Origin of the sequence: Pseudoalteromonas sp. BZB3, from assembly GCF_040104455.1 — a bacterium.
Classification (GTDB): Bacteria; Pseudomonadota; Gammaproteobacteria; order Enterobacterales; family Alteromonadaceae; genus Pseudoalteromonas.
Window position 1 is genome coordinate 59,002 of the sequence record NZ_JBECOS010000009.1, and the last position, 17,492, is coordinate 76,493.

Annotated in this window: 21 protein-coding genes; 18 read left to right on the forward strand and 3 right to left on the reverse strand. The window is 40.6% G+C overall.

Annotated features, from left to right (window positions below):
• The first annotated feature begins 178 nt into the window (after positions 1 to 178).
• The 7 genes from ABMY35_RS08405 (at position 179) to ABMY35_RS08435 (ending at position 4,815) form a co-directional block, all read left to right on the forward strand.
• A complete protein-coding gene (locus ABMY35_RS08405) occupies positions 179 to 1,219 on the forward strand; it encodes a histidine kinase (RefSeq protein ID WP_349285791.1) in 1,041 nt (346 codons plus the stop codon).
• Positions 1,213 to 1,932: a LytTR family DNA-binding domain-containing protein gene (locus tag ABMY35_RS08410; protein ID WP_349285792.1), complete on the forward strand. Its 720-nt coding sequence runs from the start codon at positions 1,213 to 1,215 to the stop codon at positions 1,930 to 1,932. The genes ABMY35_RS08405 and ABMY35_RS08410 overlap by 7 nt, the downstream gene beginning before the upstream one ends.
• Before the next feature lie 34 nt (positions 1,933 to 1,966).
• Entirely contained in the window at positions 1,967 to 2,815 is an 849-nt protein-coding gene (locus ABMY35_RS08415; protein ID WP_349285793.1) for an acyl-CoA thioester hydrolase/BAAT C-terminal domain-containing protein, read from the forward strand.
• 118 nt (positions 2,816 to 2,933) lie between these two features.
• Positions 2,934 to 3,164, forward strand: a complete 231-nt coding sequence (locus ABMY35_RS08420; RefSeq protein WP_349285794.1) for a hypothetical protein — start codon at positions 2,934 to 2,936, stop codon at positions 3,162 to 3,164.
• Positions 3,165 to 3,296: 132 nt separating this feature from the next.
• Positions 3,297 to 3,947: an NAD(P)H-binding protein gene (locus ABMY35_RS08425; protein ID WP_349285795.1), complete on the forward strand. Its 651-nt coding sequence runs from the start codon at positions 3,297 to 3,299 to the stop codon at positions 3,945 to 3,947.
• A gap of 23 nt (positions 3,948 to 3,970) precedes the next feature.
• Entirely contained in the window at positions 3,971 to 4,426 is a 456-nt protein-coding gene (locus ABMY35_RS08430; protein WP_349285796.1) for a GNAT family N-acetyltransferase, read from the forward strand.
• A gap of 116 nt (positions 4,427 to 4,542) precedes the next feature.
• Positions 4,543 to 4,815 carry a hypothetical protein gene (locus ABMY35_RS08435; RefSeq protein ID WP_349285797.1) on the forward strand — a complete coding sequence of 91 codons (273 nt, stop codon included), beginning with the start codon at positions 4,543 to 4,545 and terminating at the stop codon, positions 4,813 to 4,815.
• Positions 4,816 to 4,847: 32 nt separating this feature from the next.
• Here ABMY35_RS08435 and ABMY35_RS08440 read toward each other — a convergent pair whose 3' ends face one another.
• The 3 genes from ABMY35_RS08440 to ABMY35_RS08450 form a co-directional block, all read right to left on the reverse strand.
• Positions 4,848 to 5,579 (reverse strand): hypothetical protein, encoded by a 732-nt coding sequence (locus ABMY35_RS08440; protein WP_349285798.1) that lies wholly within the window; start codon positions 5,577 to 5,579, stop codon positions 4,848 to 4,850.
• 114 nt (positions 5,580 to 5,693) lie between these two features.
• Positions 5,694 to 6,140, reverse strand: a complete 447-nt coding sequence (locus tag ABMY35_RS08445; protein ID WP_349285799.1) for a DUF2589 domain-containing protein — start codon at positions 6,138 to 6,140, stop codon at positions 5,694 to 5,696.
• Between the two features lie 5 nt (positions 6,141 to 6,145).
• On the reverse strand, positions 6,146 to 6,706 hold the full coding sequence (locus ABMY35_RS08450) for a DUF2589 domain-containing protein (protein ID WP_349285800.1): 561 nt from the start codon (positions 6,704 to 6,706) through the stop codon (positions 6,146 to 6,148).
• A gap of 172 nt (positions 6,707 to 6,878) precedes the next feature.
• On the opposite strand from ABMY35_RS08450, the gene ABMY35_RS08455 reads away from it, so the two are divergent.
• The 11 genes from ABMY35_RS08455 (at position 6,879) to ABMY35_RS08505 (ending at position 17,491) form a co-directional block, all read left to right on the forward strand.
• The gene (locus ABMY35_RS08455; RefSeq protein WP_349285801.1) at positions 6,879 to 7,589 is read left to right on the forward strand and encodes a DUF2589 domain-containing protein; all 711 of its coding nucleotides are present in this window, start codon (positions 6,879 to 6,881) and stop codon (positions 7,587 to 7,589) included.
• Positions 7,589 to 7,825, forward strand: a complete 237-nt coding sequence (locus ABMY35_RS08460; RefSeq protein WP_349285802.1) for a hypothetical protein — start codon at positions 7,589 to 7,591, stop codon at positions 7,823 to 7,825. Before ABMY35_RS08455 ends, ABMY35_RS08460 begins: the two co-directional genes overlap by 1 nt.
• Positions 7,826 to 8,090: 265 nt before the next feature.
• Positions 8,091 to 8,723 carry a DUF2490 domain-containing protein gene (locus ABMY35_RS08465; protein WP_349285803.1) on the forward strand — a complete coding sequence of 211 codons (633 nt, stop codon included), beginning with the start codon at positions 8,091 to 8,093 and terminating at the stop codon, positions 8,721 to 8,723.
• A gap of 12 nt (positions 8,724 to 8,735) precedes the next feature.
• Positions 8,736 to 9,860, forward strand: a complete 1,125-nt coding sequence (locus ABMY35_RS08470; protein WP_349285804.1) for an ATP-grasp domain-containing protein — start codon at positions 8,736 to 8,738, stop codon at positions 9,858 to 9,860.
• Positions 9,851 to 12,241 (forward strand): MFS transporter, encoded by a 2,391-nt coding sequence (locus ABMY35_RS08475; protein ID WP_349285805.1) that lies wholly within the window; start codon positions 9,851 to 9,853, stop codon positions 12,239 to 12,241. Before ABMY35_RS08470 ends, ABMY35_RS08475 begins: the two co-directional genes overlap by 10 nt.
• Entirely contained in the window at positions 12,223 to 13,419 is a 1,197-nt protein-coding gene (locus ABMY35_RS08480; RefSeq protein WP_349285806.1) for a hypothetical protein, read from the forward strand. The genes ABMY35_RS08475 and ABMY35_RS08480 overlap by 19 nt, the downstream gene beginning before the upstream one ends.
• A gap of 19 nt (positions 13,420 to 13,438) precedes the next feature.
• A complete protein-coding gene (locus ABMY35_RS08485; protein WP_349285807.1) occupies positions 13,439 to 14,542 on the forward strand; it encodes a hypothetical protein in 1,104 nt (367 codons plus the stop codon).
• A 75-nt stretch (positions 14,543 to 14,617) separates the two neighbouring features.
• Positions 14,618 to 15,805 (forward strand): hypothetical protein, encoded by a 1,188-nt coding sequence (locus ABMY35_RS08490; protein ID WP_349285808.1) that lies wholly within the window; start codon positions 14,618 to 14,620, stop codon positions 15,803 to 15,805.
• Between the two features lie 11 nt (positions 15,806 to 15,816).
• Positions 15,817 to 16,221 (forward strand): hypothetical protein, encoded by a 405-nt coding sequence (locus ABMY35_RS08495; RefSeq protein ID WP_349285809.1) that lies wholly within the window; start codon positions 15,817 to 15,819, stop codon positions 16,219 to 16,221.
• 70 nt (positions 16,222 to 16,291) lie between these two features.
• Positions 16,292 to 16,771 carry a GNAT family N-acetyltransferase gene (locus ABMY35_RS08500; RefSeq protein ID WP_349285810.1) on the forward strand — a complete coding sequence of 160 codons (480 nt, stop codon included), beginning with the start codon at positions 16,292 to 16,294 and terminating at the stop codon, positions 16,769 to 16,771.
• Positions 16,772 to 16,918: 147 nt separating this feature from the next.
• Positions 16,919 to 17,491, forward strand: coding sequence for a helix-turn-helix transcriptional regulator (locus ABMY35_RS08505; protein WP_349285811.1), 573 nt, complete (start codon positions 16,919 to 16,921; stop codon positions 17,489 to 17,491).
• Position 17,492: the final 1 nt, after the last annotated feature.

The window sequence follows — 17,492 nt, forward strand, 5'->3', positions numbered from 1 at the left end:
CATAGCTTCGTTAAGCAAATTTTATCTAAAATATTTTATGCTCCCATTCATCCCAAAAAATTAACCATTCACTTAATTTGTACGTGCCAATATTTAGTCGCTAAGTAAAATAAGCGTCAGTTAAACAATAGAAAACATTATGCGCACCATACAATTATCATTAAAAGAAAAATTAATAATGCTCTGTCTGATAGCCATGATCAGTCTAGCTATTAGCCTTTCTGATTGGGTTCTAAGAGGGATGTTACCTTCACTTAAAATACCTTTATCAGCACTCAATGCAGTAGTTTGTATGTACTGGTTCCCTATGGTGGGCACTTATGTATTGATAAGAAAATACTTGATAGCAAGTTGGTTTGTTCAATTCTTAACTTTTCATAGTCTGATGCTATTGGGTGCACTATGTTTTGGCTTGATAAGGGCTAAGTTGCTACCAGTGTCTATCATCGGCTTGAAAGAGGCAGTTTTAATCAGCTTGCCGTGGAGCACAATGATATTTGTTGCAGTTAAATTTTATTTGGCTCAAAAGCATCTCAAATTAGAGCAGCAATTAAGGAAACAAGCAGAAATCAACTTGCTGCACGCTCAATTAAACCCTCACTTTCTATTCAATAGTTTGAATACCATAGCGTCATTTGCGCGCACTCAACCAACACGCTGTGAAGACTTAGTACATGATCTGGCATCCGTTTTGCGTTATTCATTGTCGCAATCAGGGTTAAACCAGGCAAATAAACCAACAGCTAAGGAAGCCTGGGCCAAGTTGAGTGACGAACTGGTAATTCTAAATACATGGTGTGATATCGAGCGCAGTCGTTTCGGTGAGAACCTCAATATTTCCTTCGACATTGACGAAGACTTGCTTGATGAAGTTGTGCCTGCCATGCTGCTTCAACCTCTCATAGAAAATGCCATAAAGCATGGTAAGTCGGTGCCGCTGCGTATTTGGATCACAGTACGACGTGACAACCAATATATGCTTTTTAATGTGCGTGATAATGGCATTGGCTTTGCTGAATCTGATTTAGCTAATGCCCACCTTAAAAACACTGATATAAGAGATAAAAGGCTTGAACAAAACAAAGTCGCGCATTTTGGGCTGGAGATCACTCAAGCAAGGTTAGAATTAGAAGCAGGCTCAAGGCTAGAACTCAGCAATACCTCAGAGGGTGGAGCAAGTGTCGAGTTTAAATTACAAGTAGGGAGTATGGCATGCTAAATATCGCTATTGTTGAGGACGAACTGCCAGCATTAGAAAAGCTCAAAGCCCAGTTAAGCCGAGTATGTACTCACGCTTTGTTGTTTACATGTCAATCAGTAAAGGTATGTTTGGCTTCAAGTGAATTGTCGAAAGTAGATGTGCTTTTTGTCGATATTAATCTGCCTGACGCCAGCGGAGTGAGCTTGGTAAAGTCTCTGAAGCAGCTTGGATTTAAAGGTGAATGTGTTTTTAGCACTGCATATAGTGAATTTGCAGTGGAGGCTTTTACAATCGGTGCCGCCAATTATTTATTGAAGCCTTATACAGACGAGCGTTTATTCTTGGCTTTATCGCGAGTCAACGACAAGCTCAATAACAAAACCTCAGAATTTCAAGAAACGGAAGAATATAGTTTAGTTAGCAAAGTAGGCGATAAGGTGACCTTAGTAAAAGTGTCCGATATTTGTGCAATTAAGTTAGAGTATGGTCAAGCGATTGCGTATGGCTCTGAAGTTTCATATCCGCTTGATCACTCTCTTGATGAATTAATGACTTTATTACCTTCTCAATTTTTGCGAGTTCACCGAAACGGCATTGTGAATATCAAAGAAATCAAACAAATGGACCGCTGGGTAACAGGCGGTTATTTAATCAAGTTTTATCAATCAGATGTAGAAGTAATCAGTAGCCGAAATGGCGGACGATTACTCAAAGACAAGCTAATGCGATAGCTAATCTAACCATCTAAAATCAATAGGAAAGCTCATGAAAAAAATAATGCCATGTATCTTGGTAGGCCTGCTTGCGGCCTGTTCAAGCCAAAACACGCAAGACGTTAAAACTCAGTTCATCGATGATGGTCAAAAACACCCTTTAGTGATTATGCTCGGAGGCAGTGATGGAGGCAATACACTTGCAAAACCACAGTGGCAGCCAATTTTTGATAGATTAAATGAAACAGGCATGTCAGTGGCATCACTTGGCTATTTTGGTACAGACAGTACACCCAGTAATGCAGCTGAGTTGTCATTAGAAGAAATAGAAAAGCGTATCTCTTTATTGGCTAATAGCGACAAAATCAACAACAACTGCGTGGCGGTTTTCGGCTTCTCAAAAGGTGCTGAGTTGGCTTTATTGCTGGGTAGTCACTTTGATTCGATTAATCATGTGGTCGCTGTTATGCCAAGCCATGTCACTTGGAATGCAGTGAAAACAGTAACAGACAAATCTAGTTGGACTTTAAAAAACCAGCCATTGGCATATATCAGCGCACCATTGTTTTCTTGGCAAATGCAAAAAGGCAATGTGACAGGCAAGTTTACGCCAGCTTTCGAACAAGCCTTAGGCAAGGCGACAGAGCTTGAAATTGAACAGGCTAGAATACCGATAGATAAAAATGAAGGGCCAGTTTTGCTCGTGTCAGCTAAGCAAGATGAAATTTGGCCGTCTTACGATATGGCGAATGAAGTGATGAAGTATCTTGAAAAGCAAGATTATGAATACTCTTTCGAGCATATCGCACTGGAAGGGGGGCACTATGCCTTTGATAGACAAACCCTTAATCAGGTTAGCGAATTTTTAAAACAGCATTTAGTAGCTAGTTGTCGGTCATAAAACTCATGTATGAAATTTTATTGAGTTTTCCAGAGCACAAGCATTGTTAATTTCTTTATTCAAGTTTATGTTATAGGAACTGCCGATTGGCAGGGAAAATTTTCATAAGGATAATAAAATGAAATTAAAACTGAATAAGAAAAACCTAAAACAACTCAATAATGATAAGGCGCTGGCTATGAATGCAACACCTCAAGTGGCAGGTGGAGCATTTACTGATGACAAAGTGCTTTGTGTACCGACAAACCTTTGTGCTTGGTTAAAAACAGATGCTTTCATGGGTTGCCCTACAGGTCCTGGTTATTGTTTTAGTTCACCTCATGAGGCTTGCGTAGATACGCGTATTTAGTATCTCGTAAAAACTTAAAGTTATTGACTAAGGCCGGTATATCGGCCTTTTTAAGTGATAGCTCTATCCTTTCTTGCTATACCCCTTAGCTTTGATTATTGTTCATTTAACTTAACTTATTTTTGACGTTCTATGAAAACAGCCATTGTAGTAGGTGCGACAGGTCTTATTGGTCAAATTCTCATTAAGCAACTTGCTGAGAGTGCAGGAATCGCACAGGTGATTGCTATTACGCGCAGAAAAATATGTTACGACAACCCTAAAATCAGTAACCAAGTTATCGACTTTGCAAATCTAGACAATTTTAGTTGGTATTTAAAAGGTGATTTACTCTTTTCTTGCTTAGGCACAACAAAAAAGCAAGCGGGTTCTGTTGCTGCTCAGCGTGTGGTTGATGTCGACTACCAGCTTAAGGTTGCTGAACTTGCTGCTGATAATGGTGTATCTGAGTATTTTTTAGTGTCTTCAAGTGGCGCAAACGGCAATAGCAAGAATGCATATTTGCAGATGAAAGGAGAGTTAGAAGACAAAGTCACACGACTTAAATTTAACCGTATCTGTATTTTTCAACCGTCACTGTTACTTGGAGAGCGAGAGGAGGTTAGGTTTGGAGAAAAGCTTGGTAGTTGGATATTGCCTACACTATGCCGCTTACCTTTACTAAAACGCTATAAGCCAATTTTCGGGGAGCAAGTAGCAATAAAAATGTGTCAAGAAAGTTTGAAGTTAAAAACAGGCGTACAACGATTTACGCTAGATGCTTGTTTTCCTGACGAAGTATAAACTTTCTAACTCAAGAGATAAAAATGGCACTTTACTTATCAACACAACGACTGAATTTAATTGAACTGAGCTCTGAAAAAGAGTTAGTTGATGATGCATTAATAGCTGCGATCCCATTTATTTTGACTGAGACCGTTGTGGCAAGCCTGCCGCCTTATTTTCATGGCGTGAGCAATGCTGTAGAAGTTAAATCTTGGTTAAGTAAAATGCGTTCAGAGAGCCGCTTATTTTTAATTAAAGATAAACACGATGCGTGTTTAGGCTTTGTATTTGTTAGTCATACAGATAAGGCTGAGAAACACATAGGTTACTTACTCGGACAAGAATATTGGGGTAAAGGTTTTGCCAGTGAGTTATTAATCGCCTTTATAAAACGCGCAGAGCAAATAGAGTCCTGGCGAAGTCTTGTTGGTGGGGTAGAAAAAGGGAATGTTGCTTCTTCTAAATTACTGTTGAAGTTGGGTTTTATACCTCAATAAAATGAACATGAAAACTTAGACTTTTTTGAATATGTACTCAATAAGGGTTTATTAAATCGTGTTTAAGTGATTTAATTCAACGTGTTTTAAAAAAGGAATTTTAGGGAAGTTTAATAGTGAAATGCCCAGAGTGTGAAAATAAAATAGGCTTTTTTTCAAAGGCCTTGAATAAGTGGGGTAAATACAAAACCTGTCCCCACTGTCAAACTAAAATAGAAGTGGCTATTAACTTGAAATTCCTAGTAATAGGTATTATCCCATTAATTTTCTTCTTCATATTTGCCCTAAATCCTCTTGCATCGCAATTTGGCATGTTTTCAAGTGTGTTGATAGGCATTATCGCTGGAGTTTTTATAAGTTTTTCTTTAAAGCTTGAAAAGAAAGAGTAGTTTAAAAGTTAGCTCACTTAAATATTAGCTACTTAGCTTTTTGTTTCACTTTCAGGCTCTCGCTGTGAGGGGGCCGATTCTTGATGCTCAATGGTATTTACCTTTTCAGCAACTTGTTTGAAGCTTTGAATTGATTTTATTGCTTCAACATAAAAAATAGTGGCTTCTTTTGACTTGTGATCATAAGTGAATACATAATTCACACTGGTGCCTAATAAAGAAGTCTCAATTGGCGCTTCTTGATCACTCAAAACAATAAGTACTCTCTCAGACTCACCAGCTTTAATATTATTTGCTTCAATTTTTGCGAATGCAAAAATATAAGCAATAACACATATAGACACAGCAGCGAGAGTAAATCGCAAGTTCGTTTTAGGGTTGTTTGGTGCCCAAAGCAATGCACTCAAAACTCGCATTCGCTTTGGCATTTGACCATCAGCATATTCCAGTTTTTTTCTGGCTCTAAAACGATTACCTATGTCAGCAATAACTAAAACCAAAATTACCGCGATATATGTAAATACGATATTTGGATTTTTTATAGGCGTAGCCAAAATATCTTCAAAGGAAACATATTTAACAATGCTGATCCCGAACTCACTGTAAAATAGATGTAGGTAGGCCATACTGGTGAGTAATAAAACCAGATAACAGAAAGCTACGCTTATCCCTGTGGAAATACGGATGACTTTAAAGATCTCTTCAAATAAGTACATTTCAGAGAGTTGCTTAAATTTATTCTTGTTATTATCAGTGCTGCTCAAATCACTTATTCCTTAATCACATATAAACTTACCGTTTTTGACAATAGCACTTTGCTTTGAGTTAGTCACTGATCGGCTGGCGCTCAAAAAGTTTGCGCTAGGAGATAAGAGCGCCTACTGATTGTCTACCACGAGATATGAAGACAGACCGTTTTTTCTATCTAATTTCACACTTAACCGACAAGGTTGGTTTTTCGAAAACAAACCTGATTTAGCTTTAAAAGTGAGGTTTGGCTTGGTTTCTTCTGCTTGCTCAATAAATAGGTCTACGTCGAGTTTAATATACGCTATTTGCAAAAATGATAACGGGAATAAGTTTAACAAAGGCGCCTCAATCAGGGTATGTGAAAGTGCTTTATCATCATTGTAAACTGGCATGCTTATGCGCACTGTTTTAGCCTCTAATTCCTCTTTTGAATTAATATTTAAGCGGTTCAGTAATGCATGGTATTTGTCTACTTCTGTCATTTGTTGTGCATGATAGAGCGCACCTATAAGCTTGTTTAAGAGTGGATCTGCATCACTGATTTTTACTTTTGAACTATTTAATGAACTGGTCAAAACAATTACCCTGGTATCTGAGAACGTAGCGCACGTTCATATCCATCAACCAAATAACGTAAGCCATCTGGGGTTTCCATGGCGGCGATTTTCACTTCCAGTTTCGCCTTGCCGCCATTGCCTAAGTTAGCCCCTTCAGCCGCTAAATCTTGGCTCTTGGCTGTGCGTTTTGGGAAGGATACTTGTAAGTCTTCACCGTTTACGCTGAGTTCCAGTTCAGTGGCAAATTCCATCTCTTTAAGCTCAACTTGAGAAAGGGGTACTAGGGTGATCAAAGGCACATTGACCGTTTGAATACTGGCGCCATCCTTGGTGGTTTTTGGATATTGCACCGCGACCATACGTGGTTTCATGACTTGCACTGGTGGCTCTTCATGGGGTGTTTGTGTTTCAGTACGTGAATTAATCGCAGCTTTTCGGGCATTACCTGATGCTGATTGTTCAGGCTCATCTTCAACAGGTTCAAAAAATTGGTCAATGAGGCCAAGGTTTTTTTGTATTAATGCTTCGCCCGCAGCTGCAGTGGCAGTGTGTATAGTTTGAACGAATTCTTGTAGGTTGATCATATGCAGGTCCAGTTATAATTTTTCACACAATAGCGATTTAACTTTCTTAAAACTCGGGCAGAACTCGGATCTCCAGGCGTAAAATTGCCTGAGTAGAAACCAGTTTTACACGATTGTTCAAATTTAAAAGCCTTTAACCTTATATGCTCATACACAACGAAAGGAAAATACCATGAGTGTAAATCAAGGGCCTGCGCTGCTGTCGATGGCGCAACAATTCAGCGGTTTGCCAATGAAAGACTTAATTGGCGGGCCATTAATGGCGGCTGCGCAGGCCAACCATAAAATGGCGATGACGCAAGTACAGTTTATGTTAGATACCTGCTTCAATAAGGCTGAGAGCAAGTCACAAGACTCTGAGTTTAAAGGTGAGATGCTCGAGCCCATTATGGTGGCGCTCACATTAAAACGCCCAGTGCTCACTACCAGTAATAAAGATGGAGAAATCACCACCACTCAATCATCGGTTGAGTCAGAAATTCATTTGCCATTACTGACCTTACTTCCTTTAAATGCACTCGCGGTTGATGACGTGAACATTCATTTTAATATGGAAGTAAAATCGAGCTTTTCTCATGAGAAAAGCAATGAGCAAAGTCAGTCGGTCGGCGCAGAAGCATCGTTTACTCAGAAGCTGAATTACGGCTTAGGCTCTACAGAAGTCTCAGGCTCAGTGTCATATTCGAATGAAAGTAAAAATAGTGAGACTGAAAAATATAATAAGAGCAACAAAGCGACTTACGATGTCAAAGTACATGCAGGTCAGTTGCCTTTACCCGAAGGAGTTGGGGTGATCATTAAAGCGTATACAGACAACATTTCACCTGTGATCATCAGTGGCGATGGGACCAAAGCTGACGCCTCAGGAGGTAAAAGTAACTAATGAGTACAATAATTGATTGTCCATATTGTGAATCAGAAGGGCGTAAAAGCCCTATTGTGATTGAGCCTAACTTATTGCTGCAGGGTAAATCTTTTACATGTAGTTGCTGTAAGAGTGAGCTCTCTTTAAAACCGCAAAGCGCGAATGTGTTTGAACGTGGTTTAAAAGCGTATCAAAACTATCAACATGTGACTGCGTCATTGCAAGATGCAGGTAACACACCGAGTTTGGCTTAAAGTCGATGCTACCGAGTATATGTCGGTAGCTGTAAGCTCATTTTTTAAATTCAACCATAACCCGGCATGAAGTCGGTGCTACCTAAGTTTATTTAGTCCCAAAAAATAAATCTTTGTAGCAACGAATTTACTTTACGTCTCATCAGTACCACAAAGTTAAATATAATCCCCTGAGTTTACAAACCATTCCACCGATTAAACACTTCTTTAAAACAACATACTAAGGCTGTTTCAAAGCACATAAATGAGATTAAAGAGGATATTTATGAAACAGGTTTTATGGTCGTTGTTGTTTGTGACATGTGGGTTGTTTACAGCAAAGATAAATGCAGAAGATCAGCAATTATGGGTGTCGGCAAATAAGACGCTTTTTAAGCAAGGGTCGGTTTCAAGTTCATTTTACACCGAATTGAGAACTCAAAATGGAGTAGATGACTTGAGTGGCTTTTTTGCCGGACCCAAGTTGAGTTACAAGCTTAACGAGCATGTCAAAGTCGCTACAGCAGGTAAGTTTATTCGCTTGTATAACACCGCAGGTGATGACCAGTTACAACGTTTAGAACTAGAAGCATCGTTTTCATCAGGAAAACTCGCCAGTGGCTGGCGCTTTGGTTTACGCAATCGCGTTGAATATATCGAAAAAGACAGCGAAACCAATGGTCGCTACCGCATCAGAGTAAGTGCAGATAAAGATGCATCATTCGCTCATATTAAGCGCTTTCACATTCGCCAAGAATGGATTTTAGATGAAGACTATCAGCTAACCGAATACCGCCTTGTGCCTTTTGCTTTCACTTTAAAAGATGCTTTGATGGGCGCACAAGTCAGCTACTTGTTAAGACGAAAAAGTAAAACCGGAGAATACAGCCATGTATTAGGTTTGGCTTGGCAGTTTTAAGGAGTGAAGGTGATGTCAGTTAATACGGCACTGAATACATTAAAGTTAAATGGGCGTATTGCGGTGATTTATTCTGCTGATCCTGCACAAGTAGGTTCAGTGATTTATCGAAGCTACAACACGCGAAGCTGGAAAAGCTATCAAAAGGTGGCGAATGATATCAAAGAAGGGCTTGAGCAAGCAGGATTTAATCACGTTATCTGTTTGGCCGATGATCAGCATTTAGCTAGCCAGTTAGCTGAAAATAAAATCGACTTTGCTTGGCTAAATACGGGAGGGATGCAAGGCACAGATCCTTGTTGCCATGGTGCCGCGCTGTTAGAAAGTTTGGGTATCCCTTATGTTGGGCATACGCCGCTTAATGCCGCGCTTATGGATAATAAATTTCTGTTTAAAAAGCTGTTACAGCAACTTGCTATTCCTACGGCAGAGTATGTGCTTTGGCATCCTGAAAAGCCAAATGCGGCTGAAGAATTGGTGCTCAGGCATAACAAACTTCACTTCTTTGGCGATGCTAAACTCATTGTTAAACCTGTATCAGGGCGGGCATCTAATCATGTGCATGTGGTTAGCTCTTTGCGCGAATTAAATGAGATTTGTCAGCAGGTTTATTCGCACACGCAAAGTGCCGTTTTAATTGAGCAGTTTTTATCAGGAGACGAATACTGTGCTTCGGTGATCCCAACCATGGGGGAACTGGCTTCGCCCACTTGTTTTGGTATTTATCAGCGCAATTTAGGGCCAGGCAATCGCATATTTACGTCAATGGATATCAAGCCAATCGGTACGGACTCCATCACTACATTATCTGATGAGCAACAAGCGCATCTTAATGAGACGGTGACAGCTTATTGTAGAAAGCTCTTTTCCGTGTTGAACTTATATGGCTTGTTTAGGCTTGATTTGAGAATGGATTCAAAAGGACAGTTATGTGTTCTTGAAGCAAACCCTAAACCTGATTTAGGGGCTGTACATAATGGAACAGGCAGCTTGGTTGCAATGGGTTTGCAAGAGCTCAAAGTCTCGTACACGCAATTTTTAGACTATTTAGTTCAAGTCAGTTTGAGCCATTTATCTTTGCATCGAACACCTAAATATCATGCGCTGTTAGCACGTATAGGTGCGCCATGTCAGTAGAGTCAGAGGTTATGCATAACCCCAAAGAGCAACATGAGGCAGTAAATCGCATTGGGCTAATGTATTTGCTTAAGCAAACTGTGCAATTGCAAGTCACCTTATTACTTTGTGTTGCTGTGATAGTGTTCATTGCCGCGGGTGAAGCATACCGGGTTGCCCCAGAGTTGGTGCTTAAAAATATTTGTAATCAATCACATATCTTACGTCAGCAAATTAATCAGTCGCTCAGCTTAGGTATGCCGATTGAATACAAAGGGTTTGCACCGCAAGTACATACTTTTGCATTGCAAACCCAAGGGGTCGAACGGGCTGAAATAAAACCCATTTATGCGCAAGCTGACACGCAAAACAGTGGTCTCATTCCCTTATCTTGCTCAGCAGCTCCAGGACAACTCGTTGAGCAAATTGACATTGATATACTTGGTTTAGTGTTGCCTAAAGCAGCCTCACAGCAATATGTTTTGCAGCTGCCATTGGCAACCAATACCGCAGATGTAGGCGTGCTATCAATCGCCCTAACAGCTGGCATTTTCAATCAAGAAATCCATCAAGCATTTGGCAAAATTATCGATTCAATACCTTGGGTTTTCATCATTTTTACTTTTTTTGTGGCAGGGCTTTTCCAAAAACAAGCAAAGGCCAGTACCTTGAAGTGGGCGTTTTATTGTGTGTTTAGCTTACTTACCGTGCAATTGGTGATGACCTCTTTTTCTCTTTATCAAACTAAAATTATTGGTCAAAGTGATGCTGTGCTTGATTTATTGTCGCAGCGTTTGAGTACAGTGACCGATATGGGGTTTGATTTAGATCATCAGGTACGTGGTGTTGATGAATTATTAGAGCCTTATCGGGTTAATAACAGTATTTTGCACAGTTTGAATGTGTCTAAGCTGGATGAAGCATCAGGAGCAGATAACAAAGAGGGGGTCATAACAAATTGTCGACAAATTGGATTGTCTGATTATCAAGTGTGTAGTGAGGTGTTAAGTAACGACATTTATCAAAAATTGTGGAAGGCCGTTCGCAATATTTTCATTTTGTTAGCCGCTTTATTATTGATTTTAAATGTCTTAGTCGAAGCGGTAGTCAGCAGTCAGCGAAGCAGTAAAGTGAGCAAGTCTGCTTTACCGAGTAGCTATCGAGCAATCAGAGCAATTTTTGTTTTGGGTGTCTTGCTTGAGTCGATCACCTTATCTTTTTTCCCTGCTTACTTAAGGCAAACACTGGCGCTTGATAGCGGCGAATTACAGTTGATATTCAGCTTGTACTTCTTAGGATTTGCTTGTGTCATGGTGCCTGCAGCAGTGTGGGTTAGACGCTTTGGCGTTCAAACCATGCTGCGTTTGGCCTTGGTGGTAAATAGTCTGTCGTTGCTTGTGCTTGCCTATTTTGTTGAAGCTGAGTTACTTGCAATTGCGCGATTATTATCGGGTATGTCACAGGGGTTATTGGTGATCTGTGTGCAAAGTCAGTTTTTACGTATCGCTCAATCTCACCCTCAGTTTTCAGCGAGTAATCAATTATTAATCGGTTTTTATATCGGGGCCATCGCTGGGGTGTCTGTGGGGGCGGTCGTGGTGCCAATTTTAGGCGTTTCAGGGGTATTTATGAGTGCAGCTGTTATTGGCGGCCTGACATTTCTTTACAGCTTGAATCAATCTATAGAGCTGGCAGTCGAAACAAGCGGTGACGACGAAGTGAAACCTTCTGCAAGCAAGGGCCTACTAACAGATTTATTAATGATGTTTAAAGACAGGCAATTACAGCAGTGCTTGTTACTTATCGCTATCCCAATCAAAGCCATACATACCGGGGTGATCTTGATTTATATCCCAGTGCTTATCAACCAGCAGTTTGCAGACCCTAATATCGCTGGGCAAATTATTGCCTTGTATTTCTTCGCGATCCTGATTGCGACACATTTAGCTAAGCCCAATGCCAATAACCAATTACGAGCCATTAGTTTGAGTGTTTTGGGCGCAGGGTTAAGCATTATGCTCATAGCCAGTTTTGAGTGGGTGGCGCATACCTTAAGTCACTATGGGTCACTGCAAAGCTATCAAGAACTGTTGTCGGTGAGCGTTATTGTGATTGCGGTACTTATGGTGGGCTTTTTTCAGGGCACATTGGGCAGCCCATTGGTCGGCGTGATGCTGAGTAGTCACTATGCTAAACAATTTGGCAGTGACATTACCGCGGCTAATTATCGATTTTTGGAGCGCATGGGGGCGGTACTGGGCCCCATGCTAACAGCAGTAATTTTGGTACAAGATAGTAATAGTAAAGTGAATACTAACTTGTCATTGGTGGGTTGTATTTTCGTTGCTATGGGATTTGTTTTTTATATTTTTATGAGGTTAACATGTCAAAAGGACAAGTAATATTGACGCTGTTTTTCACAGTTTTTTTATGTGTGTTCAAAGCTCAGGCTTTTGAAGTGGGTTTCTGCGATAGAATGTTTATCGCTTATCAAAAGGTTGCGCCAGAGCATAATGGTTTAACCTGTAAAAAGCGTTTTGTAAAAAGCGCCAAAACAGGGCGATTGAAAGAGCAAGCGGAGTTAAATCGCTACCCCGATCCGCAATTTAAGATTTTGGTTTTATCACCCAAATGGTCCACCGCCTATGATATTTCTACGGCAGAGATTGCCCGTGATTTTAGAAACTCAGGCATAAAAACCAATTTCACTTTATTCAATTATGAAGGCAATGAAGTGGAAGCCGAAGCCATGGTTGCATGGGCTCAGTTAAAACAGTTCGACCTCATTTTTTCAATGGGCTCTAAGGCAACTGATTTTGTAAGTCGAAATTACAAAAATGGCGCCATTCCAGTTGTCAGTGCCTGTAGTAAAGATCCGATAGCCATGGGTTATGTTGATCCCGTGTTGATGAAAAGCCAAACAAACATTGCTTATACATCTTTGAACATTAATGTAGATACGCAACTGGCCTATATCAAATCTAAGTTTTTATCAGATCTCACCGACCTGGCAATTATTTATGATACCAATAACACCAGTTCAGTGGTGACACAGGTAAAACCGTTTCTGAGCCTCCAAGAGGCATATAAAGTAAAAGTGAGCGAAATTGGAGTGGATTTAAAAGACCCTAATCATAATCTTGAACGCAAAATGCAAGAGTTTGTTGAGCTTGAGAAATCGAACCAAGCCAAAGCCTTTTTAGTGACAGGCAGCTCTGAGCTTTATGAGAATGTCGATCTGATTAACGTCTATGCGCAAAATGTGCCTGTACTGAGTGTCACGCCGAGTCATGTTGAAGGTGGTGAGCGCAGTGTCTTTATGGCTATAGGTGTCAGCTTTGAAAGTAACGCCCGTTTAGCTGCAAACTATGCGAAGCGTATTCTAATGCACAAAGGCAAGCCAGGTGAGTTGCCCGTAGGCTTAGTAAAAGCACCTGATATTGCCATAAACTTGATGCGAAAACCTGATGAAATCACCAGTCTACCCATTAACTTCTTAGAAGATGCCCTGCATATTTTCAATAGCCAAGGAGAGCCGATGAAAGTTGGCGGCTTGATTGTGTCTCCGACACAGCTTTAAATAAATAGGGCTGACAGTTATGACAGAGCTCGAGGAAGCAATGGCAGAGCTGGAATTACTGGTGGCTTACATTTGTCGTCAAGGCTTACAGCTTGACGGCAAGTTACTCAAAGACGTACTTAGAATAAAAACCGAGTTTAACGAACAAAAAGCATTGTCAGAAGAAGAGGAAGCGGCGTTTTGGCAATACTTTAATGAGCTAGTTAAGCAGGTTGCGCCAGCCAGTGTAGTGAGTATTCGTGACAGTAATCCTAGCCACTCTTGGCAGGCGCGCTTTCCTAAGCAATTCAAACAAGTACACCGTATTCCTTTATATTACGGGTTGTTAGTATGTGCCATTATTGTACTGACAGTGAGCTTGCAAACTTATTATATGGTTGGTATTGGGGTAATTCATAAAACCCATGCGTTATTCGCCGAACGTAATGAATTTCGAGAAAAGCTACAGGTACTGAGTTTAAATCCCTCACATAAAGCAAGTTCAGAGTGGCTAGCCATAAAGCGCAAAGAGCAAGAGCTTGATCAGGAGTTTGATGCAAATCGCACCTTGTTACTCAGATGGAACACATATTGGCGATTTGGTTTTAGCCATGAAGTGACGATTTCGAAGTTTGATAAATTTAAATATCAGCAGAGTAAAGCCAAGTTAACGGCGCAATTAGACTCCATTACTGAGCAGCCACGAAGCCATGAACGCGCTAAGCAATTTACACAGCTAAAAGATAAGATCTCGGAGTTAGATAAAGCCTTTGTGCTTCATCAAGCACGGCAAGCCTTTTTTGACTCACGGCTTTCGGCCGAATATGTGGTTAACTTATTGGCGAATTATATTTTACCCCTGCTGTATGGGCTATTAGGCGCATTAACTTTGGTATTGAGAAACCTACACCTTGACTTCAAGCGCGGTACGTTTTCCAAAAAACTCTGTTTAGATTACAACTTACGTATTTTGCTCGGTGGTGTTGCCGGTGTGTCTAGTAGTATGTTGATGGGGGAGGGCACAGGGGTACCACAAGGTAGTTATTCACCTATGCTGTTCGCGTTTGTTCTGGGCTACAACGTCGAAATTATGTTTGCATTGATGGATAACATTGCGAATCGATTAGGTGATAAAAAAGCCTGATTAGTCAGAGGATTTCCCCAATTTATCGATTTTAATCTTGTTTAAAGTGTGATTTTTCAGCAGAAGAGTCACACTATGAGGCAATCCCTTTTTTCTTTAAAAATCAGCGCTAGACGGTATGGTATTGGTAAAGTAGTTCAGTTACTTATAACCCTTAAACTGTTTATTTCTGGTGTCTTGTTTTCTATTCACAGCCAAGCTTATACGCCAAAAGATGAGCAAGCTCTGACCATTGATGCTTCAACGATTTGGACCACACAGCAAAACACTAAACAAGGATTTTCGAGCTCACTATTTTCGGCAAATATTGATCTTGGTCTGCAATTGAACACGCAACAATTAATTCAGCTTGGTATTGAGTACAGCCAAACGCCCGATGAGCAAGGACAAGCTTTGTTCGCACTATTCGAAAGTAGTGCCGACGTGCTGACCACACAAGATGCAAATGAAGCCGGCAGAGTTCAAATTTCAACGTTTTATTGGCAAGACTCAGGCGCATTTAAACAGCCAAATAGCAATACAGACAGCGAACTCACCATTGGTTTGTTAGATATCGAAGGCGGTGTCGATACCAATGGCATTGCCAATGACGAAAACACCCAGTTTTTACTGCCAGCTTTGGTGAATAACACCAGCATCTACACGCCAGATTACACCTTGGGCATACGCTATGTAAAACAGCCCAGCGAAAATGAGCTGGGATACACTTTATTAGTGAGTCGAAGTGAGGGGTTGGCGGATAAACAAGGAAATTACGCTGATGTACTTATGCAGGGCAATAGCCAGCTGTTTATTGCCAGTGAACTGAAATGGCGCGTTAACAACTCAGAAGTGCATTTGGGTGCTTGGAAAAATCGGGCAGAAGCGGCAACGGGTATTTACTCTGCCTTGCAATATCACCAACCAATAAGCACAGGCGAATTTGCTTTGTTGGTGAGAATGGGCTTTACCAAGCAACAGCAAAGTGGCGTTGAAACACAAACGGATATTACTTCTCTTGAATTTAAGCAAACACTCACCCACTCTACTCTGAGTGTGGCTTCAACATGGACGCAAAGTAACTGGCAGTTAGGCCTAGGAGTAGCGACTGAAAGGCAACAAGCATTTCAAGATTTTGAAGCACATCAAGGAGAGGCCTGGCTCAAATATACCTTGCATGACATGGTCTCTGTATCCGTATTCAATCAATGGCAGTGGCCAGATAAGCAAAGTAATAGGGTGCAAGCGAGACACTCAGGCTTACGGTTGTCTTTGCAATTTTAAGACAATGTTTAATGAGCCAGTTTCTGATAACCGCTTATATCCGCCACTCTTATGCGACCGATCTGCTCAGGCTGCCTGAGCAGCATCCGCTGTATCGTAAACATGCGTGTTTGGTAGTAAGTGACTTAACCCATAAAACCTCTGCAGCGCATGGTTTTGGCTTTAATGGTTATATTAGAGAATCTATTCCGCGCAAAGGGAAAGTTATCTATAAGCAGCCACTTCTACTATCAAAAAATGAAACTAAAATTGACGAGCTCTATCAGCACCTCACCAGCCGCTATGCACCAAATTACAGTATTGAGCATTATAACTGTGTCGATCATTTGTATTTTTGCTTAAAAGAAGTGGGAATACGCAGTAAGTTATTGGATCACTTTAAACATGCCAATAGTAAATGGTATAAACAGCTTTAACGCGTTATTGTAGTTTTGATATGAAATTAATAACTTAGCCATAAAGGCTTTGTTTAATAAGGATATTAGCATGGCAATAGAGTTTACTTATTTAGCCCATCACCCTCAGCATATTCCCCAATTGGCAAAATGGTACTTTGATGAATGGGGCTCCTATGTTGAAGACGGCTCGATTGAATCGTTTCAAGACAAGCTGCAAGATTATTTAAACATGGACCGAGTACCACTTATTATTTTGGCTGTAGAAGGGCAAACCTTAGTGGGCGCGGTACAAATTAAGTACCGTGAAATGACTATTTACCCCGAGAAAGAGTATTGGCTGGGTGGTGTGTATGTTAATCCAGACTACAGAGGTCAGCACATCGCATCTCAATTGGTTCTGCAAGCAGAGAAATGTGCCATTGAACTCAAAATCAACCACCTATATTTGCAAACCGAGTCTTTGAATGGGGGTCTTTATGCCAAATTAGGCTGGGAGATTGAAACACAGGTTAATTACCGAGACGTTGATGTGGCTGTGATGCATAAAGTGTTAAATCAAGAGAGATAAAAAATAAGCAATTAAAACATGGGGTTGCATTTGTTTGCCAAAGTTTTCAATAAGTTGGCGGGAAACTGTCGTGACGGTTTTTATTCAAACTATGTAGTCTGATGAAAAAGTTCAAATACAACTCTAATAAATACAATGAATAAGCAAGTGAACATTTCAAAAGAAAAAATCCGTCAGTTAAGAATGAGTAAAGGTTGGCCGCAAGAGCAATTGGCTCTAGCTTCAGGCTTAAGCGTTCGCACAGTGCAAAGAGTTGAATCCGAAGGCGCTGCGTCTTTGAATACGGCTATGAGTTTAGCAGCAACTTTTGAGGTCGACGTCTCTGAACTACAACAAATTCATCAATTTGAAACGTCGCGCAAACAAAAGCTGCAATACGGCTTGTATATTGGGTTAGTTATTTTAACCTTGTCGCTTGCAACTCAGCCTATACAGCTCCCAAATGATCCTTACTCTACTTATATGAACTTTATGAGTTATTTTCTTGCTGGTTTGAGTATCTTAATCATGACCCCAAGCGTTATTTCAACCTTTAAACACAAACGATATTTTGCACTTGTGTTAGCTTCCATTGGTACACCTCTCAGCACTATGCTTGCGATTGGCGTGTTGTATCTTTTACTAGGTTTGAGCAAGCCAATGTGGGAGTTATTTACCTTGGGCGTAGGCGGAGTCTGTTTACTGCTCATGTCACTGAAAGAATTCAATAAAAGCAAGTAAA

What these genes read in the sequence shown, in the direction of transcription:
- ABMY35_RS08405 (WP_349285791.1), top strand. Translation starts at nt 179, where the DNA reads ATGCTCTGTCTGATAGCCATGATCAGTCTAGCTATTAGCCTTTCTGAT.
- ABMY35_RS08410 (WP_349285792.1), top strand. Translation starts at nt 1,213, where the DNA reads ATGCTAAATATCGCTATTGTTGAGGACGAACTGCCAGCATTAGAAAAG.
- ABMY35_RS08415 (WP_349285793.1), top strand. Translation starts at nt 1,967, where the DNA reads ATGAAAAAAATAATGCCATGTATCTTGGTAGGCCTGCTTGCGGCCTGT.
- ABMY35_RS08420 (WP_349285794.1), top strand. Translation starts at nt 2,934, where the DNA reads ATGAAATTAAAACTGAATAAGAAAAACCTAAAACAACTCAATAATGAT.
- ABMY35_RS08425 (WP_349285795.1), top strand. Translation starts at nt 3,297, where the DNA reads ATGAAAACAGCCATTGTAGTAGGTGCGACAGGTCTTATTGGTCAAATT.
- ABMY35_RS08430 (WP_349285796.1), top strand. Translation starts at nt 3,971, where the DNA reads ATGGCACTTTACTTATCAACACAACGACTGAATTTAATTGAACTGAGC.
- ABMY35_RS08450 (WP_349285800.1), bottom strand. Translation starts at nt 6,706, where the DNA reads ATGATCAACCTACAAGAATTCGTTCAAACTATACACACTGCCACTGCA.
- ABMY35_RS08455 (WP_349285801.1), top strand. Translation starts at nt 6,879, where the DNA reads ATGAGTGTAAATCAAGGGCCTGCGCTGCTGTCGATGGCGCAACAATTC.
- ABMY35_RS08460 (WP_349285802.1), top strand. Translation starts at nt 7,589, where the DNA reads ATGAGTACAATAATTGATTGTCCATATTGTGAATCAGAAGGGCGTAAA.
- ABMY35_RS08465 (WP_349285803.1), top strand. Translation starts at nt 8,091, where the DNA reads ATGAAACAGGTTTTATGGTCGTTGTTGTTTGTGACATGTGGGTTGTTT.
- ABMY35_RS08470 (WP_349285804.1), top strand. Translation starts at nt 8,736, where the DNA reads ATGTCAGTTAATACGGCACTGAATACATTAAAGTTAAATGGGCGTATT.
- ABMY35_RS08475 (WP_349285805.1), top strand. Translation starts at nt 9,851, where the DNA reads ATGTCAGTAGAGTCAGAGGTTATGCATAACCCCAAAGAGCAACATGAG.
- ABMY35_RS08480 (WP_349285806.1), top strand. Translation starts at nt 12,223, where the DNA reads ATGTCAAAAGGACAAGTAATATTGACGCTGTTTTTCACAGTTTTTTTA.
- ABMY35_RS08485 (WP_349285807.1), top strand. Translation starts at nt 13,439, where the DNA reads ATGACAGAGCTCGAGGAAGCAATGGCAGAGCTGGAATTACTGGTGGCT.
- ABMY35_RS08490 (WP_349285808.1), top strand. Translation starts at nt 14,618, where the DNA reads ATGAGGCAATCCCTTTTTTCTTTAAAAATCAGCGCTAGACGGTATGGT.
- ABMY35_RS08495 (WP_349285809.1), top strand. Translation starts at nt 15,817, where the DNA reads ATGAGCCAGTTTCTGATAACCGCTTATATCCGCCACTCTTATGCGACC.
- ABMY35_RS08500 (WP_349285810.1), top strand. Translation starts at nt 16,292, where the DNA reads ATGGCAATAGAGTTTACTTATTTAGCCCATCACCCTCAGCATATTCCC.